Annotated in this window: 18 protein-coding genes; 13 read left to right on the top strand and 5 right to left on the bottom strand. The window is 71.4% G+C overall.

Annotated elements, in window-relative coordinates; translation table 11 throughout:
* Nucleotides 1–40: 40 nt before the first annotated feature.
* The 9 genes from NH2_RS24745 (at nucleotide 41) to NH2_RS24705 (ending at nucleotide 7983) form a co-directional block, all read left to right on the top strand.
* Nucleotides 41–778: an HAD family hydrolase gene (locus NH2_RS24745; protein WP_084505859.1), complete on the top strand. Its 738-nt coding sequence runs from the start codon at nucleotides 41–43 to the stop codon at nucleotides 776–778.
* Nucleotides 779–844: 66 nt separating this feature from the next.
* Nucleotides 845–1708 (top strand): HalD/BesD family halogenase, encoded by an 864-nt coding sequence (locus NH2_RS24740; protein WP_067659157.1) that lies wholly within the window; start codon nucleotides 845–847, stop codon nucleotides 1706–1708.
* A 27-nt stretch (nucleotides 1709–1735) separates the two neighbouring features.
* Nucleotides 1736–2563 (top strand): class I SAM-dependent methyltransferase, encoded by an 828-nt coding sequence (locus NH2_RS24735; RefSeq protein ID WP_067659152.1) that lies wholly within the window; start codon nucleotides 1736–1738, stop codon nucleotides 2561–2563.
* Nucleotides 2560–4380: a choline/carnitine O-acyltransferase gene (locus NH2_RS24730; RefSeq protein ID WP_067659149.1), complete on the top strand. Its 1821-nt coding sequence runs from the start codon at nucleotides 2560–2562 to the stop codon at nucleotides 4378–4380. The genes NH2_RS24735 and NH2_RS24730 overlap by 4 nt, the downstream gene beginning before the upstream one ends.
* 81 nt (nucleotides 4381–4461) lie before the next feature.
* Nucleotides 4462–4725, top strand: coding sequence for a phosphoribosyl-ATP diphosphatase (locus tag NH2_RS24725; protein ID WP_067659283.1), 264 nt, complete (start codon nucleotides 4462–4464; stop codon nucleotides 4723–4725).
* Between the two features lie 64 nt (nucleotides 4726–4789).
* Nucleotides 4790–5641, top strand: coding sequence for an ATP phosphoribosyltransferase (hisG, locus tag NH2_RS24720; RefSeq protein WP_067659146.1), 852 nt, complete (start codon nucleotides 4790–4792; stop codon nucleotides 5639–5641).
* Nucleotides 5642–6039: 398 nt separating this feature from the next.
* Nucleotides 6040–6174, top strand: a complete 135-nt coding sequence (locus tag NH2_RS30250) for a hypothetical protein (protein ID WP_281202061.1) — start codon at nucleotides 6040–6042, stop codon at nucleotides 6172–6174.
* On the top strand, nucleotides 6174–7349 hold the full coding sequence (locus tag NH2_RS24710) for a YeiH family protein (RefSeq protein ID WP_084505858.1): 1176 nt from the start codon (nucleotides 6174–6176) through the stop codon (nucleotides 7347–7349). Before NH2_RS30250 ends, NH2_RS24710 begins: the two co-directional genes overlap by 1 nt.
* 19 nt (nucleotides 7350–7368) lie before the next feature.
* On the top strand, nucleotides 7369–7983 hold the full coding sequence (locus NH2_RS24705; RefSeq protein ID WP_084505857.1) for a TetR/AcrR family transcriptional regulator: 615 nt from the start codon (nucleotides 7369–7371) through the stop codon (nucleotides 7981–7983).
* Between the two features lie 38 nt (nucleotides 7984–8021).
* Here NH2_RS24705 and NH2_RS24700 read toward each other — a convergent pair whose 3' ends face one another.
* Nucleotides 8022–8915, bottom strand: a complete 894-nt coding sequence (locus tag NH2_RS24700; protein WP_067659137.1) for a RecB family exonuclease — start codon at nucleotides 8913–8915, stop codon at nucleotides 8022–8024.
* An 87-nt stretch (nucleotides 8916–9002) separates the two neighbouring features.
* Here NH2_RS24700 and NH2_RS24695 point away from each other — a divergent pair, with 87 nt between their 5' ends.
* Nucleotides 9003–9836 (top strand): tRNA (adenine-N1)-methyltransferase, encoded by an 834-nt coding sequence (locus NH2_RS24695; RefSeq protein ID WP_067659135.1) that lies wholly within the window; start codon nucleotides 9003–9005, stop codon nucleotides 9834–9836.
* A gap of 121 nt (nucleotides 9837–9957) precedes the next feature.
* Here NH2_RS24695 and NH2_RS24690 read toward each other — a convergent pair whose 3' ends face one another.
* On the bottom strand, nucleotides 9958–10461 hold the full coding sequence (locus tag NH2_RS24690) for a WKL family lipoprotein (RefSeq protein ID WP_369690062.1): 504 nt from the start codon (nucleotides 10459–10461) through the stop codon (nucleotides 9958–9960).
* A 209-nt stretch (nucleotides 10462–10670) separates the two neighbouring features.
* On the opposite strand from NH2_RS24690, the gene arc reads away from it, so the two are divergent.
* The gene (gene arc, locus NH2_RS24685; RefSeq protein WP_067659129.1) at nucleotides 10671–12431 is read left to right on the top strand and encodes a proteasome ATPase; all 1761 of its coding nucleotides are present in this window, start codon (nucleotides 10671–10673) and stop codon (nucleotides 12429–12431) included.
* 94 nt (nucleotides 12432–12525) lie between these two features.
* Here the strand turns inward: arc and NH2_RS24680 are convergent, their stop codons facing one another.
* Nucleotides 12526–13224, bottom strand: coding sequence for a peptidylprolyl isomerase (locus NH2_RS24680; protein WP_245650743.1), 699 nt, complete (start codon nucleotides 13222–13224; stop codon nucleotides 12526–12528).
* Between the two features lie 124 nt (nucleotides 13225–13348).
* Between NH2_RS24680 and NH2_RS24675 the strand changes: the two genes are divergently transcribed.
* Nucleotides 13349–13729 (top strand): arsenate reductase family protein, encoded by a 381-nt coding sequence (locus NH2_RS24675; RefSeq protein ID WP_067659126.1) that lies wholly within the window; start codon nucleotides 13349–13351, stop codon nucleotides 13727–13729.
* A gap of 11 nt (nucleotides 13730–13740) precedes the next feature.
* Nucleotides 13741–14421 (top strand): TIGR00266 family protein, encoded by a 681-nt coding sequence (locus tag NH2_RS24670; protein WP_067659123.1) that lies wholly within the window; start codon nucleotides 13741–13743, stop codon nucleotides 14419–14421.
* Here NH2_RS24670 and NH2_RS24665 read toward each other — a convergent pair.
* Together NH2_RS24665 and yidC are read right to left on the bottom strand one after the other, a co-directional pair.
* Nucleotides 14405–14944, bottom strand: a complete 540-nt coding sequence (locus NH2_RS24665; RefSeq protein WP_067659120.1) for an NUDIX hydrolase — start codon at nucleotides 14942–14944, stop codon at nucleotides 14405–14407. The two genes, NH2_RS24670 and NH2_RS24665, sit on opposite strands and share 17 nt — an antisense overlap.
* Entirely contained in the window at nucleotides 14937–15704 is a 768-nt protein-coding gene (gene yidC, locus NH2_RS24660; protein WP_169811532.1) for a membrane protein insertase YidC, read from the bottom strand. Before yidC ends, NH2_RS24665 begins: the two co-directional genes overlap by 8 nt.
* Between the last annotated feature and the right edge of the window lie 29 nt (nucleotides 15705–15733).

The raw sequence follows: 15733 nt of genomic DNA, 5'->3' as shown, positions 1-15733 counted from the left end.
TGGCCGCGGCGGCCGGACGGCCGGGGAGAGGCGGACCACGATGACCCGACCGGCGGGTGTGCTCTGGGATATGGACGGCACCCTGCTCGACTCCGAGAAGCTGTGGGACGTCGCGGTGCGGGAGCTGGCCAGGGAGCACGGCCACGAGATGACCGACGAGCTGCGGCACGCGCTCATCGGCGCCTCCGGCCCGAACGCGCTGCGCATCATGTTCACCGGCCTCGGCATCGAGCCGACGCGCACGGCGCTCACGGCGGCGGGGGAGTTCCTGGAGCGCCGCGTCACCGAGCTCATGACCGGCCCGATCCCGTGGCGCCCCGGTGCGCTGGAGGCGCTGGCGGTGATCCGCGCGGCCGGGGTGCCCGCCGCACTGGTCACCAATACCAAACGGTCACTGACCGAACTCGCCTTGAATACGCTCGGCCGCGACAATTTCGCCGTCACCGTCTGCGGCGACGAGGTGCCGCACGGCAAACCGGAGCCGGACGTCTACCTGCGCGCCGCCGAGTTGCTCGGCGCCGATCCGCGCGCCTGTGTCGCCATCGAGGACTCACCGACCGGTTCCGCCGCGGCCGCCGCGGCCGGCTGCGCGGTCTTGGTTGTGCCCTGCGAGATTGCCGTTCCCGCCGCGCCCGGGCTGGTTTTCCGGGATTCGCTGACGGGGCTCTCGATGGCCGATCTGACCGCCGTGCTCACCGCCGCTGCCCCTGCGCCTGCCGCTCGTCGGGAGCGAGAGTTACTGCGCGGCAACAGGAATATCCGCACGTCGGGGGTGTGACAGTAGTCACCGGCGAGCTCGGCGAATCCCGGGCGTGTTCGCAGGGCGCCGCGCCACAATTACGCCATGACGGTGATGGGGGTCCTCGACGAAATCGTCGATACCGCACGGTATCCGCTGGCTGATCCGGAGGGGGAGGGGTGGCGCGCCGCGGTCGGCGCCGCCAGGGCCGAGCTCGCCGCCACCGGCTGCCACGTGCTGCGCGAGTTCGTCCGGCCGGAGCTGGTCGAGACGCTGCGCGCGCAGGGCGCCGCCATCGCACCCGACGCCTACTACAAGGTGGAGCGGGTCAATGCCTACAACATCCCGCTCGATTCCGAACTGCCGCAGGATCATCCGGGCACCATCGTGCTCGAGCGCGGCAATGCCTTCGTGCCGCGGGATCTGATCCCCGCCGACGCGCTCATCCACCGGCTGTACGTGAGCGAGGTCTTCCAGCGCTTCGTCGCCGACTGTTTCGGGCTGGCCGGGCTGCACGAGTTCGCCGACCCGCTGGCCGGGCTGTGCCTGAACGTGGTGGCGCCCGGCATGTCGCACCCGTGGCACTTCGACACCAACGAGTTCACCGTCAGCATGCTCACCCAGCCCGCCGAGGAAGGCGGCGTGTTCGAGTTCTGCCCGAATATCCGCAGCACCGAGGCGGAGAACCTGGATGACGTGCGCTCCGTGCTCACCGGCACCGGCGACTACCCGGTCCGGAGGCTCGATCTGCGCCCCGGCGATCTGCAGCTCTTCCAGGGGCGCTTCTCCCTGCACCGCGTTTCCCCGGTCTCCGGCGCGGTGCAACGGCATTCGGCGATCTTCGCCTACACCGACCGGCCCGGTGTGATCGGCACCGTTGAACGGACCCGGCAGCTTTTCGGCCGGGTGCTGCCGGACCATGTCGCCGCGGCTGCCTCGGCCGTCCGCGGTGACCGATTACTCGATTGATCCTGGCTCGACCGAGAGGAACGCACAGTGCCGGTACCCTTGCACACGACCGGGAAAGCCTCCTTCGACCACATCTACGATCGCCCCGATCCCCGTGCGTACTACCGGCGGATGGCGGAGCTGGGCTACTCGATCCCCGATTCGGCGGCACCCTTCTTCCAGCAGCAGCTCCGCGAGTACCGTGCCTCGGCCCGGGTCGCGGTGCCGACGGTGCTCGACATCGGCTGCTCCTACGGCGTGAACGCGGCGCTGCTGCGCTTCGGCACCAGCGTCGCCGAGCTCGCCGAGAGCTACGCGGGCACCACCGACCGGGATTCCGCGCTCGCGCTGGACAAGGGCAGGGCCGAGGTGCCGAACGTGGCGGCCCGCTTCCTCGGGATCGACGCCTCCCGCCCCGCGCTGGAGTACGCGGCCGAGGCCGGGCTGCTGGACGAGGTGGTGCACGCCGACCTGGAATCGGCCGATCCGGACTCCGATCAGCGCGAGGTGCTGGCCCGCGCCGACCTGGTGATCTCCACCGGGTGCATCGGTTATGTCACCGAGAAGACGCTGGTGCGGGTGGCCACCGCGCACCCGCGCCGCAGGCCGTGGATGGCACACTTCGTGCTGCGCATGTTCGACTACGGTCCCGTCGCCGCGGAGCTCGCGGCGCTGGGATACCGCACCGAGCAGGTGCCCGGACTCCACGCACAGCGGCGCTTCGCCTCCGCCGACGAGCAGGCGCAGGTGTTGAAGACGTTGGCGGACAAGGGCATCGACACCACCGGGTACGAGGCCGAAGGGTCGCTGTATGCGACCCTTCATCTCTCCCGACCGCTACCGGAACACTCCGCCGACCCCGAGGACAACTCGTGAGCCCACGAACCTTCGCCGCCGAGGACCAGCTGCCGAGGGTGCCGCTGCCCACCCTGGAGGACAGCGCCGCCCGGTTCCTGGAGTGGAGCGCCCCGCTCCTCACCGACGACGAGCGCGCCGCCACCGAGGCCGCCGTGGCCGACCTGCTGCGCCCGGACGGGCCGGGCCGCACCCTGCACGCCGCGCTCGCCGAGTACGACGCCACCCCCGGCGTCGGCAGCTGGCTCGACCTGTTCTGGCCCTCCCGCTACCTGGGCCGCCGCGACCGCATCGCGCTGAACGCGAACTTCTTCTTCCTGTTCCGCGACGACACCCCGCTGGCCGCGAGCACAACGGACGACCAGGCCGAGCGCGCCGCCGCCATCACCCTCGCCGCGGTGGACTACAAGCTCGCGCTGGACGCCGAGGAGATCCCGCCGGTCACCCAGCGCGGCAAACAGCTCTCCATGTGGCAGAACAAGTACCTGTTCTCCGAGACCAGGATCCCGGGCGCGGAGCAGGACTCGGTACGGGTGCCGTACTCCGACGAGCACCCCGGCCCCTCCACCGCGCGGCACATCCTGGTCTTCCACCGCGGTAATGCCTTCCGGCTGGACGTGGTCGGCCCGGACGGCGCGCCGTACTCGGCCGAGGACATCACCGACGGGCTGCGCGCGGTGCTCAAGGCGGGGGCAAGGGCCGCTGCCACCGACACCGCCGTCGGGCACCTGACCACCAAGGCCCGCGCCGAGTGGGCGGCGAGCCGGGCCGAGCTGCTGGCCGACCCGGGCAACGCCGCCTCGATCGAGACCATCGAGTCCGCGCTCTTCGTTGTCGCGCTGGAGGACCTCGCCCCGCGCGACGAGCAGCAGGCCGGCGATCAGCTGCTGCACGGCGAGAGCGGCAACAGGTACTTCGACAAGGCGGTGACCTTCGTGGTCTTCGCCGACGGCCAGGCCGGGATCAATGTCGAGCACTGCGGGCTGGACGGCACCACCATCCTGTCCTTCGTCGACACCCTGCTCGGTACCCCGCTGGCCGCGCACGCGGAGCGCTCCGGCGCCCGCGGGCAGGGGCTGCCGCCGGTCGAGCCGATCGAGTTCACGCTGAGCGCCGCGCAGCGCGCCGATATCGCCGCGGCCGCCGCCGACTTCGCCGCCTACGCCGCGGCGAACGCCACCCAGGTGGTCGCCTTCGACGACTTCGGCACCGAGGCGGCCAAGAAACTGAAGATGAGCCCGGACGCGTTCGCGCAGCTCAGCTACCAGATCGCACACCGGCGCAGCAAGGGCTTCACCGGCGCCACCTACGAGTCCATCGCGACGCGGCAGTGGCGCAACGGCCGCACCGAGGCGATGCGGGTGATCACCCCGGAGATCATCGCCTTCGTGGACACCTTCGAGGACCCGGGCGCCTCGGCCGAGGCGAAGCTGGCCGCCGCGCGGGCCGCCGCGGCGGCGCACGTGGAGCGGGCGAAGCAGTGCCAGGCAGGCGCCGCGCCCGAGCAGCACCTCTGGGAGCTGGAGTGGATCCAGCGCCGCCGGGGCGCCGAGCTGGGCGTCACCGAGCCGCTGCCGCTGTACTCCAGCCCGGGCTGGCGGATCCTGCGCGACGACTACCTGAGCACCAGCTCGGCGCCGTCGGTGTACATCCGCCAGTTCGGCTTCGGCTCCACCAGCCCGACCTGCATCGGCGTCGCCTACGTACTGCTGCCGGATCGCTGGAAGCTCTACCTCGCCACCCCGCAGCCGGTGGCCGGGGAGATGCACGCCTTCGCCGAGCACCTCCGCGCCGCCGTCGCGGACCTGCGCGAACTGCTGGCGACCGACGCGGGCTGACCCGGTCCGGTGCCGCGGCGGGCGTCGCCGTCGCGGCACCGGAGCGGAGGGGAACCCGGCGGGTCTGAAAGAATGACCCCCGTGAAGAACTTCGAGGCCCTGTTCGCCGAGCTGCAGGACCGCGCCGCCACCCGCCCCGAGGGATCGGGCACCGTGGCCGCGCTGGACGCGGGCGTGCACACCCAGGGCAAGAAGGTACTCGAGGAGGCGGGCGAGGTCTGGATCGCCGCCGAGCACGAGAGCGACGACGCCCTCGCCGAGGAGATCTCCCAGCTCCTGTACTGGGTACAGGTGCTGATGGTGGGCCGTGGGCTGACGCTGGACGACGTGTACCGACATCTGTGACGGCGCTGAAGCCGTCACCCGTCGACCGTCGAGAGGCACAAACCCACCCCGAAAGGACCCCACCGTGCTGCGCGTCGCCGTACCCAACAAGGGCTCGCTCTCCGAGTCCGCCGTCTCGATCCTCGCCGAGGCCGGATACCGCACCCGGACCGATTCCCGCGACCTGACCGTGCTCGACCCGGCCAACCAGGTCGAGTTCTTCTTCCTCCGCCCCAAGGACATCGCCATCTACGTCGGCTCCGGTGAGCTCGACCTCGGCATCACCGGCCGCGATCTGGCCCTGGACTCCGGCGCACCGGTGAAGGAGCGGCTGGCGCTCGGCTTCGGCCGCTCCAGCTTCCGCTACGCCGCGCCGCAGGGGCAGCCGTGGTCGGTCGAGCAACTGGCGGGCAAGCGGATCGCCACCTCGTATCCGAACCTGGTCCGCGCCGACCTGGCCGCGCGCGGGCTCACCGCCGAAGTGATCCGGCTGGACGGCGCGGTGGAGATCTCCATCCAGCTCGGCGTCGCCGACGCCATCGCCGACGTGGTCGGCTCCGGCCGCACGCTGCGCCAGCACAACCTGGTCGCCTTCGGCGACTCGCTCTGCGACTCCGAGGGCGTGCTGGTCGAGCAGGCCGACTCCCGCGCCGCCGACCGGGCCCGCAACCAGCTGGTCGCCCGGATCCAGGGCGTGGTCTTCGCCCAGCAGTACCTCATGCTGGACTACGACTGCCCGAAGAAGCTGCTGGACGAGGCGGTGCTCATCACGCCGGGGCTGGAGTCGCCGACCGTCTCCCCGCTGGCCGACCCCGACTGGGTGGCGGTGCGCGCGCTGGTGCCGCGCAAGCAGGGCAACGATCTCATGGACCGGCTGGCCGAGCTGGGCGCCAAGGCCATTCTCGCCACCGACATCAGGTCCTGCCGAGCCTTCTAGCAGGCTGCCCGCGCTATCGGGCGGTCGGCGGATTCCGGTCACCGTTCCTGATCCGGCGACCCAGTTCGGCCAGAGACGGCGTCATGGCGCCGTCGATGACGGCTGCCGGCATGCCGTCGACAGCCTCGGTCCGAGCGAGTGTAGTACCGGACGCCGACGCGGCCTCTGCCAGGAGGCCGAGTTCCTCGTGGGACATCGCGGTCACGGCGCGTACCAGTTCCGGGCTCGCATCGATACCGGTTCCCCGCCGGAGCGCATCGGCAGGGGAATAGGCGCCGGGTCTCCAGTCGGTTCGAGGAGCGGAGTCAACTGTTCCATTCTCGCCGAACGCAATCGGTGAGTGCGGCAGGCGCGCGTTGCTACGGTGCGGGCCTGCCGGTCGTGAGCGAGGAGTTACCGTGTCCGATCATCCCGCCCCGGTGCCGCCCCAGCGCCGCTTCCCGCTGAACGAGGACTGGCTCGCCACCATCGTCGGGCTGGCGCTGCTCGTGCTGATCCTGGCCGGCGTCGTCCCCGGATGGCTGGTGCCCTGATGAGCGATCTGGAGAAGCGGGAGCCGGTCGCCGCGGCCGGAACCGATGCGGCCGACCGCGCGGCGACCGAAACGGACGCGATCGCCGGTGCGGAGCGACCGGTGCGGGCGCCGGACGTGCTGCTCGGCCTGGCCGTGGTGCTAGTGCTCGGCGGGCTCACCAGGTACCTGGAGATCAACGTCCCGAAGTGGGCAGCCGATGGCACCTTCTCCCGGGTCGCCAGGGCGGTCGAGTTCCCGGTGTACGCCATCGCGCTGGGGCTGATCGGCAATGTGGTGCTGAGCAGCCTGGGGCTGCGCGACCGGCTCGCCGCCGGGTTCCGCACCGAGTTCTTCATCAAGACCGGCGTGGTGCTGCTCGGGGCATCCGTCAACCTGAAGCTGCTGGTCACCGCGGCGGGTCCGGCGATCCTGCAGGCGCTGCTGCTGATCACCATCGTCTTCGGCTTCACCTGGTGGTTCGCCGGGCGGCTCGGCATCGACGACAAGCTGCGCGCGCTGCTCGCCTCCGCGGTCTCCATCTGCGGGGTGAGCGCCGCCATCGCGGCGGCAGGCGCGGTGCAGGCCAGGCGCGAGCAGATCGCCTACGCCGCCTCGCTGGTGATCCTCTTCGCGCTGCCCTCGATCTTCCTGCTGCCCTGGCTGGCCGATGTGTTCGGGCTCTCCGACGCGGTGGCGGGCGCCTGGATCGGCGGCAATATCGACACCACTGCCGCGGTGGCCGCCTCCGGCGCGCTGGCGGGGGAGGAGGCGCTGCAGATCGCGACCATCGTCAAGACCACGCAGAACGCGTTGATCGGGCTGGTCGCCATCGCGCTCACCGCCTACTTCACGCTGCGGGTCGAGCGCATCGACGGCGCGGCCCGGCCCGGGCTCGGCGAGTTCTGGGCGCGCTTCCCGAAATTCGTGCTCGGCTTCATCGCGGCGTCGGTGATCGGCACGCTCTACCTGCAGCAGGTGTCGGCCTCGACCGGCAAGGAGCACATCAGCCTCGTCAACGACCTGCGCACCGATTTCCTGATTCTCGCCTTCGTCTCCATCGGCCTGGAGTTCTCGGTGCGCGGACTGCGCGAGGCGGGCCGCCGCCCGATTCTGGCCTTCGGCTCCGCTGTCGTCGTGAATCTCGTTGTCGGACTAGGTCTCTCAATCCTGCTGTTCCACGATTTCGAGGTCTGACTCCGCGACGAGCCGGTCGATGCTCCCCGGGAGGCGGCCTGCTACCGTTTCCGCGGGGCTCGTTCGTTCGAACGAACGAGAGAAAAAGCAGATCGTTCAGGCGGTCGTGCGGATCATCGGGGCCGACGGGGTGGCCGCGGTGACGAATCGGCGGATCGCGGCGGAGGCGGGCGTATCACTCGGCACGCTCACCTACCACTTCGCTACGCAACGTGATCTGGTGCGGTCGGCGCTGGCTTCGTTCGTCGCCGACGAGTCGATGCGGCTGGAGGACACGGCGGATCGGCTCGGGGCGCCGCACCTGGCCGTCGGCGCGGAAAAATGGACGCTGGACGGCGTCGTCTCGGATGCGGATTCCGACAGCGCCGCCGCCTGGTTCGAGTTGTTCCTGCAGGCCGCCCGCCATCCTGAACTGCACGAGGCGGCCGCCGGGTTCTTCGACACCTACGATCTACTGGCGGAGCAGGTGCTACGCGCTTCGGAGGTTTCCGATGTCGAGAGTGTTGCCCCGATCGCCGTCGGGCTACTCATCGGCCTGCAGCTGCGGCAGCTGGCAACCGGCGGGCCCGCCGATGAGGTTGTCATCGTGATGGCGCGGCTGACGCGGATCCTGCGCGGTGCGGGGGAGAGCTGACCCGTGATGGAGTAATTCCGTTGTCGAACAGGCGATTCTCAATCCCGTCGGTCGGTGATCTCGAGGTCAGGGGCCGCCGGTGGGCCCGGGTACGGCGGCGGGGTGCCGCCGTACGCCGGGCAGAGCGGCTTGAAATCGCAGTAGGCGCAGAGCCATCCGGTGCTCGGCCGGAAATCGCCGGTGCGCACCGCCTCCGCCACCGCGCGCCAGAGCGCGCCGAGGGTGCGCTCGAAGCGCTCCAGCTCCGCGGCGTCGGGGGTGTAGGTGAGGACCTGCTCGTCGGCCAGGTAGATGAGCCGCAGCTCGGCCGGGACCACCCCGCGGCTGCGGAACATCATGAGCGCGTAGAACTTCAGCTGGAACAGGGCACTGGTCTCCCGGGTGACCCCCGGCGCCTTGCCGGTCTTGTAGTCGACCACGCGCAGCGCGCCGCCCGGGCCGGCGTCGAGCCGGTCGACGAAGCCGCGCAGCGGCACTCCGTCGGCCGACGCCGTCTCCAGCCGCAGCTCGCAGGCTTCCGGGTCGAACGCCGTCGGATCCTCCAGCCGGTAGTAGCTCGCCAGCAGCGCGGCCACCTCGGCGGCGAAGGCCGGGAACTCCGCCTCCGGGATCAGCTCGCCCGCCTCCGGCCGCTCGGCGCGCACCCGCTCCCACGCCGCGGGCAGCAGCGCCTCGGCCGCCTCCGGAATCCGCTCTGCCGCAGGCAGTTCGAACAACCGCTCCAGCACCGCGTGCACCACGGTGCCGCGCACCGCCTGCCGCGACGGCGTTTCCGGCAGCCGATCCACCGCGCGGAAGCGGTACTTGAGCGGGCACTGCTTGAAATCCGCGGCGCGTGAGGGGGAGAGCGCGAGCGCGGCGGGCGCGGCCGGGCCCGCCCCCGGCCGCTCGGGCGGCGGACCGGCAGGGGGCATGGACACCGGCAGCGACATACCTGGCAGGCTATCCGGCGGTACCGACACCCCCGCGGCCGCAGACCGCGCGGCGGGGGCCGGACAACGACCAGCGAACGGAGATCCATGACGGCCAGACGGACCGGGCCATTCACCGTCGGGGACCGGGTGCAGCTGACCGACGCCAAGGGCAGGCTGCACACGGTGATCCTGGAACCGGGGAAGGAGTTCCACACCCACCGCGGCGCGATCCGGCACGACGACCTGCTCGACGCGCCGGAGGGCAGCGTGGTGAACTCCACCAACGGCACCCCCTACCTGGCCCTGCGCCCGCTGCTGGTCGACTACGTGCTCTCCATGCCGCGCGGCGCCGCCGTCATCTACCCCAAGGACGCGGCGCAGATCGTGCACGAGGGCGACGTCTTCCCCGGCGCGCGGGTGCTGGAGGCGGGTGCCGGCTCCGGCGCGCTGACCTGCTCGCTGCTGCGCGCGGTCGGGCCGGAGGGCGAGGTGGTCTCCTACGAGATCAGGGACGACCACGCCGAGCACGCGGTGCGCAATGTCGAGCGATTCTTCGGCGAACGCCCGGCGAACTGGTCGCTGACCATCGCCGACGTGGCGGCCTACCAGGGCCCGCCGGTGGACCGGGTGGTGCTGGACATGCTCGCGCCGTGGGACGCGCTGCCCGCGGTCTCCGGCGCGCTGGTGCCCGGCGGGGTGCTGATCGTCTATGTGGCGACCGTCACCCAGCTGTCGAAGGTGGTGGAGGCGCTGCGCGAGCAGCAGTGCTGGACCGAGCCGCGGTCCTGGGAGTCGCTGGTGCGGCCCTGGCACGTGGTCGGGCTCGCGGTGCGGCCGGAGCACCGGATGCAGGGGCACACCGCGTTCCTGGTCAGTGCGCGCAGGCTCGCCGAGGGCACGGTGGCGCCCAAGCCGCAGCGGCGCCCGTCGAAGGGCTGAATCGCATCCGCGAAATTCCCGTGTTGGAATCCACCCGCCGGGGAACAATGGCAGCGTGGAAACGCGGTGCGGGTGGTGCCGGGTACGTGCTCGGCGCTCGTACCCGGCACCCGCGCGGCGGTCAGGCGCAGGGGATCTGCGCGAAGCCGAGCAGCGTGCACGCGGTCGCGTCCGACAGCTTCCAGCTGCCGCCGACGTTCTCCCAGGTGAGCGGGATGGCGGGGGCGGCGCCGTTGGGCGAGGTGATGACGGTCGGCGCGGTCGCGGTATTGCCTGCCACAGTGACGTCGGACACCGCGAAGGTGAGCTTGCCGTACCCGGCGAGCGCCTGGGTCAGCTGCTCGATGGCGGCGGCGCGCTTCTCGCCGTCCACCACCACCGCGGTCTTGTCGGCGGTCGGCGTGGCCGGATCGGCCAGCTTGTCCAGGGTGGCCTGCAGCTGAGCCGGGGTCGGCCCCGCGGCATTGTCCGCACCCGCCTGCGAGCTGGACGCGGCCGCCGTCGAGGAGGCGGCGGCGGCGCTGCTCGCGACGGCACTGGTGCTCGCGGCGGTGTCGGACGAGTCGTCCGAGCCGCAGCCGGCGAGGCCGAGCGTAACGGCGGCGGCCGCCGCGACGGTAGCCACGGACACACGCAGTGCACGGGAAGGAAGGAGCATCTCGGCAACCTTTCGGCTTATCGGCGAGAGGGCCCGCCGGGGTTTGTTAGGGCAGGCTAACATGGTGGATCGACGGCCGGTCGCAGCACAGATGTGATCACGACGAAACCATGTCGGACAGCGAGAACGGTTCGCGCCCGGTAGCGTTGATAGACCGGGACTGGGAGGAGCAGCACATGAGCCCCATCGAGAATTCGGATTCGGCGGCCTGGAGAGAGCTCGAGGCGGTTCGCGCCGAGGCGGCTGCACTCCGCAGGCAACTCGCCGACTCGCCTGATCGCGGGCGGGAACTCGAGGCCCGCATCGATTCGCTCACCATTCGCAACACCAAGCTGATGGACACCCTCAAGGAGGCCCGTCAGCAGCTGATCGCGCTCCGCGAGGAGGTCGACCGGCTCGGTCAGCCGCCCAGCGGCTACGGCATCCTGATCGGCGCCTACGAGGATCAGACGGTCGACGTCTTCACCTCCGGCCGGAAGATGCGGCTGACCTGCTCGCCGAATATCGACACCGACACGCTCGAGTACGGCCAGACGGTCCGGCTGAACGAGGCGCTCACGGTGGTCGAGGCGGGCAACTTCGACGCCATCGGCGAGATCGGCACACTCCGCGAGATCCTGGACGACGGCCGCCGCGCGCTGGTCGTCGGGCACGCCGACGAGGAGCGGGTGGTGTGGCTCTCCGGGCCGCTGAGCAAGCTCTCCGAGGCCGACGACCTGGACGACCCGGACTCCCCGATCCGCAGGCTGCGGCCCGGCGATTCGCTGCTGGTCGACACCAAGGCCGGGTTCGCCTTCGAGCGCATCCCCAAGGCCGAGGTCGAGGATCTGGTACTGGAGGAGGTGCCGGACGTCGACTACACCGACATCGGTGGCCTCGGCAGGCAGATCGAGCAGATCAGGGACGCGGTCGAGCTGCCCTTCCTGCACAAGGACCTGTTCCGCGAGTACGCGCTGCGCCCGCCCAAGGGCGTGCTGCTCTACGGCCCGCCCGGCTGCGGCAAGACGCTGATCGCCAAGGCGGTGGCGAACTCGCTGGCCAAGAAGATCGCCGAGGCCCGCGGCGAGGACGCCAAGGAGGCCAAGTCCTTCTTCCTCAACATCAAGGGCCCCGAGCTGCTGAACAAGTTCGTCGGCGAGACCGAGCGGCACATCAGGATCATCTTCCAGCGGGCGCGTGAGAAGGCCTCCGAGGGCACCCCGGTGATCGTGTTCTTCGACGAGATGGACTCGATCTTCCGCACCCGCGGCTCCGGCGTCTCCTCGGACGTGGAGACCACCGTGGTCCCGCAGCTGCTCAGCGAGATCGACGGCGTGGAGGGGCTGGAGAACGTCATCGTGATCGGCGCCTCCAACCGCGAGGACATGATCGACCCGGCGATCCTGCGGCCCGGCCGGCTGGACGTGAAGATCAAGATCGAGCGGCCGGACGCGGAGTCGGCGCAGGACATCTTCTCCAAGTACCTGACCGACACGCTGCCGCTGCACGCCGACGACGTCGCCGAGTTCGGCGGCGACAAGTCGCTCTGCATCCGCACCACCATCGAGCGGGTCGTCGATCGGATGTACGCGGAGAGCGAGGACAACCGGTTCCTGGAGGTCACCTACGCCAACGGGGACAAGGAGGTGCTGTACTTCAAGGACTTCAACTCCGGCGCCATGATCCAGAACATCGTGGACCGGGCCAAGAAGTACGCCATCAAGGCGGTGCTCGACACCGGTAACCCGGGGCTGCGCATCCAGCACCTCTACGATTCGATCGTGGACGAGTTCTCCGAGAACGAGGACCTGCCGAACACCACGAATCCGGACGATTGGGCGCGGATCTCCGGCAAGAAGGGGGAGCGGATCGTCTACATCCGCACCCTCGTCACCGGCAAGAACGCCAGTGCCAGCCGGGCCATCGACACCGAGTCGAACACCGGTCAGTACCTGTAGGTCCGCACAATCCGATGACGATGGCCGCGATCCGCTGGATCGCGGCCATCGTCATCGAACAGGGCGGTCCGTGGGGCCGGGAGCTGCGCCGAGATCAGACCTTGGCGACCACGACGTTGTCGAGCACGACCGGGACGGCGGGGGCACCGTCACTCCCGCCGCCGAGCACGCCCGCGGCGGCGATGCCGTTCAGCAGCTCCAGCCCGGCGGTGACCCGGCCGAACGGGGTGTAGTTCGGCGGCAGCTGGGAGTCGCGGTAGACCAGGAAGAACTGGCTGCCGTTGGTGCCGGGCCCGGCATTCGCCATGGCCACGGTGCCCGCCGGGTAGACGGCGCCCGCGAGGTTCTCGTCCGGGAACCGGTATCCGGGCCCGCCGGTGCCGGAGGCGGTCGGGTCGCCGCACTGCAGCACGAAGATGCCGTCGGTGGTGAGCCGGTGGCAGGCGGTGTGGTCGAAGTACTTCTGCCCGGCCAGGAAGGCGAACGAGTTCACCGTGCGCGGCGCGGCGGCGCCGTCCAGCTCCAGGGTGAGCGGGCCGCAGGTGGTGTTCAGCGTCGCCGTGTAGGCGGCCGCCTCGATGGTGAGCGGCGGCTCGGCCTGCCACTGCTGGCCGGTCGGGGTCGCGGGGCCGGGTGCGGCGCACACGGCCGGGGCAGGCGTGGCGTGCGCGGGGCCGGCGCCGAGCAGCGCGGCCAGCAGCGGCGCGGCCAGCAGCGCGGCGCGGAATCGGGGTCGGCCCGGCGCGGGCCGGGGGGAGGTCGCGGGGGAAACGGGCGGCGGAACGCAGCTCACCGGGCAAGCTCTCTTTCGGGGTGTCGCGGGGTCGATCGATGCGGCCCGCATCTTGCCATCCCAGCGGGGCGCGGCGCCGCGCTTCGCCGGGACCGGTGCCCGATCGCAGCGGTACGCTGCGGGCATGCCCGCGGCACCCGAGATCTGGCACAACCCGCGCTGCTCCAAGAGCCGCGCCGCCACCACCCACCTGGACGGCATCGGTGCCGAGTACACCGTGCGCCGCTACCTCGACGACCCGCCCACCGCGGACGAGCTGCGCGCGGTGCTGGCGCGGCTGGACCGGGAGCCGTGGGAGATCACCCGCACCGGTGAGGCGGTGGCGAAGGAGCTCGGGCTGCGGGACTGGCCGCGCACCGAGGCCGCGCGGGAGCGTTGGATCACCGCGCTGGCCGAGCACCCGGTGCTCATCGAGCGCCCGATCGTGCTCACCGCGGACGGCGGCGCGGTCGTCGCGCGGACGCCGGAGGCGCTGGCCCGGCTCGGCTCCGCCGCCGGGCGGTAGGGTCGCCGATCATGAAGGTACAACTGCGCCACAGTCCCGCCTCCGCCGTCGCGCGGTGCTTCCTGGCAGGCGGCGAGCCCATGCGGGTGGAGAGCGGCGCCATGGTCGCGCACTCCGCGGGGGTCGCGCTGCAGGCCAAGGCCGAGGGCGGCATCATGGCCGGGCTCAAGCGGTCGGTGCTGGCGGGCGAGTCGTTCTTCATCTCCACCTTCACCGCCCCGCAGCAGGGCGGCTGGGTGGACGTGGCGCCCGCGCTCCCCGGCGACGTGCTGAACCTGCAGATCACCCCGGAGCGGCCGTACTTCATCAGCCGCGGCGGCTGGATCGCGAACTCGCACGCGGTGCAGGTGGAGAGCAAGTGGGGCGGCTTCGCCAACCTCTTCGGCGGCGAGGGCGGCTTCGGGCTGCGCGCGCACGGCGACGGCGAGGTGGTGGTCGGCGTCTTCGGCGCCATCGACATCATCGACCTGCAACCGGGCGAGCCGATCACCATCGACACCGGGCACGTGGTCGCCTACGACCTGGCGATGAACTTCACCATCCGGCGCGCGGTCTCCGGCCGCTCCATCCAGTCGCTGAAGTCCGGCGAGGGGTTCGTCTTCGACTTCGTCGGCCCGGGCCGGGTGCTGCTGCAGACCCGCAACCCGGGTGCCTTCGCGGCATGGGCGGGGTCGGTCAGCTCGTCGTCCTGAGCAGGTCGTCGACGAGCAGCCGGGTGTCGGGGACGAACGGCCAGGCCGGGTCGGCCAGGTGCGCGCGGAGCTCGGCGTCGCTCCACCACCAGCCGTCGGCGATCTCCTCCGGCTGGTGGTGGATCGGGCCGTCCCAGTTCACCGTGTAGGCGAACAGGTGGCAGCGCATGGGCGCGCCCTGCCAGCGGCCGTCCCAGGAGACCCGGGCCGCCGGGCGCGCCCCGACGCCGCCGGCGAGCACGATGCCGAGCTCCTCGGCCAGCTCCCGCTCGGCGGTCCGGGCCGGGGTCTCGCCCGGCCCGACCACACCACCGGCCAGGCAGTCGTGCATCCCGGCGAAGACCAGCTTGCTGTCGGTTCTGCGGTGCACGTAGACCCGGTGGCCGTCGCCGGAGCGCACCAGCACGCCCGCGCTGGCGTGCCAGAGCCCCTCCCGGTAGACGGTGGCCCGTTCGGCGGCGCCGGTGACCCGGCCCTCCGCGTCGTACACCGCGATCCGCTCGGTTCCCGCTCCCTCATCCACCGAGCGAGGGTAGCCCGCGGTAGGCGAGGAACTGCAGCGCCACCGTGCAGAGCGCGTTCGTCGCCAGGTAGACCAGCACGATCACCGGCAGCAGCGCGGCACCGGCGAGCGCGGTGCCTGGCAGTACCCACAGGGTGAGCGGGCGCAGCAGGGGCAGCGTGGGACCGGCGCTGCGGCGCAGCGTCATCCGCGCGGTGACGTGTGCGGCGATCGCCGCGACGAGCGCCAGCGGGACGGCGACCAGCGCGATCGTCAGCGGGGCGGCGGCGCCGGCGAGCGCCGCCGAGAGCGGGGCGCCGAACAGGTCGGCGTGCAGGAACGCCTGCACGTGACCCGGGTCCAGCAGGTAGTTGGCGGTGGCGGCGTTCACCTCGGGGCTGAGCGGATGCGCGGTGCTGCCGAAGGGCAGCGCGGCCGCGGCGGTGCGGTCGAACGAGCGCAGCACGTGGAAGAGCCCGAGGAAGAGCAGCGCCTGGCCGAGCATGGGCAGGAAGCCGCCGAACAGGCGGACATCGTGCTCGGCGTAGAGCTCGCGCAGCTCGGCGGATTGCCGCTGCGGGTCGGTGTGGCTGCGGCGGATCCGCTCCACCGCGGGCCGGAGCCCTGCCACGGTGATCGAGCGCCTGGCCTGCGTGCGGAGCACCGGGTAGAGCGCCGCGCGCACCGCGAGCACCAGCAGCGCCACCGCGGCGATCCAGGCGAGCGAACCGCCGAGCAGCGCGGCGGTGGCGGTGTGGCCGGCCAGGAGCAGGGCGGACACCGGAAAATAGACGAAATCGAGCATGGGGA

The sequence above is a fragment of the Nocardia harenae NBRC 108248 genome, assembly GCF_001612885.1.
GTDB classification, from domain to species: domain Bacteria; phylum Actinomycetota; class Actinomycetes; order Mycobacteriales; family Mycobacteriaceae; genus Nocardia; species Nocardia harenae.
This window is presented reverse-complemented; position numbering and strand designations above follow the sequence as displayed.

Coding starts and splice junctions, on each gene's coding strand:
- NH2_RS24670 (WP_067659123.1), top strand. CDS start 13,741: ATGAAGGTACAACTGCGCCACAGTCCCGCCTCCGCCGTCGCGCGGTGC.
- NH2_RS24695 (WP_067659135.1), top strand. CDS start 9,003: ATGACGGCCAGACGGACCGGGCCATTCACCGTCGGGGACCGGGTGCAG.
- NH2_RS24700 (WP_067659137.1), bottom strand. CDS start 8,915: ATGTCGCTGCCGGTGTCCATGCCCCCTGCCGGTCCGCCGCCCGAGCGG.
- NH2_RS24710 (WP_084505858.1), top strand. CDS start 6,174: ATGAGCGATCTGGAGAAGCGGGAGCCGGTCGCCGCGGCCGGAACCGAT.
- NH2_RS24740 (WP_067659157.1), top strand. CDS start 845: ATGACGGTGATGGGGGTCCTCGACGAAATCGTCGATACCGCACGGTAT.
- NH2_RS24745 (WP_084505859.1), top strand. CDS start 41: ATGACCCGACCGGCGGGTGTGCTCTGGGATATGGACGGCACCCTGCTC.
- NH2_RS24705 (WP_084505857.1), top strand. CDS start 7,369: ATGCTCCCCGGGAGGCGGCCTGCTACCGTTTCCGCGGGGCTCGTTCGT.
- arc (WP_067659129.1), top strand. CDS start 10,671: ATGAGCCCCATCGAGAATTCGGATTCGGCGGCCTGGAGAGAGCTCGAG.
- NH2_RS24675 (WP_067659126.1), top strand. CDS start 13,349: ATGCCCGCGGCACCCGAGATCTGGCACAACCCGCGCTGCTCCAAGAGC.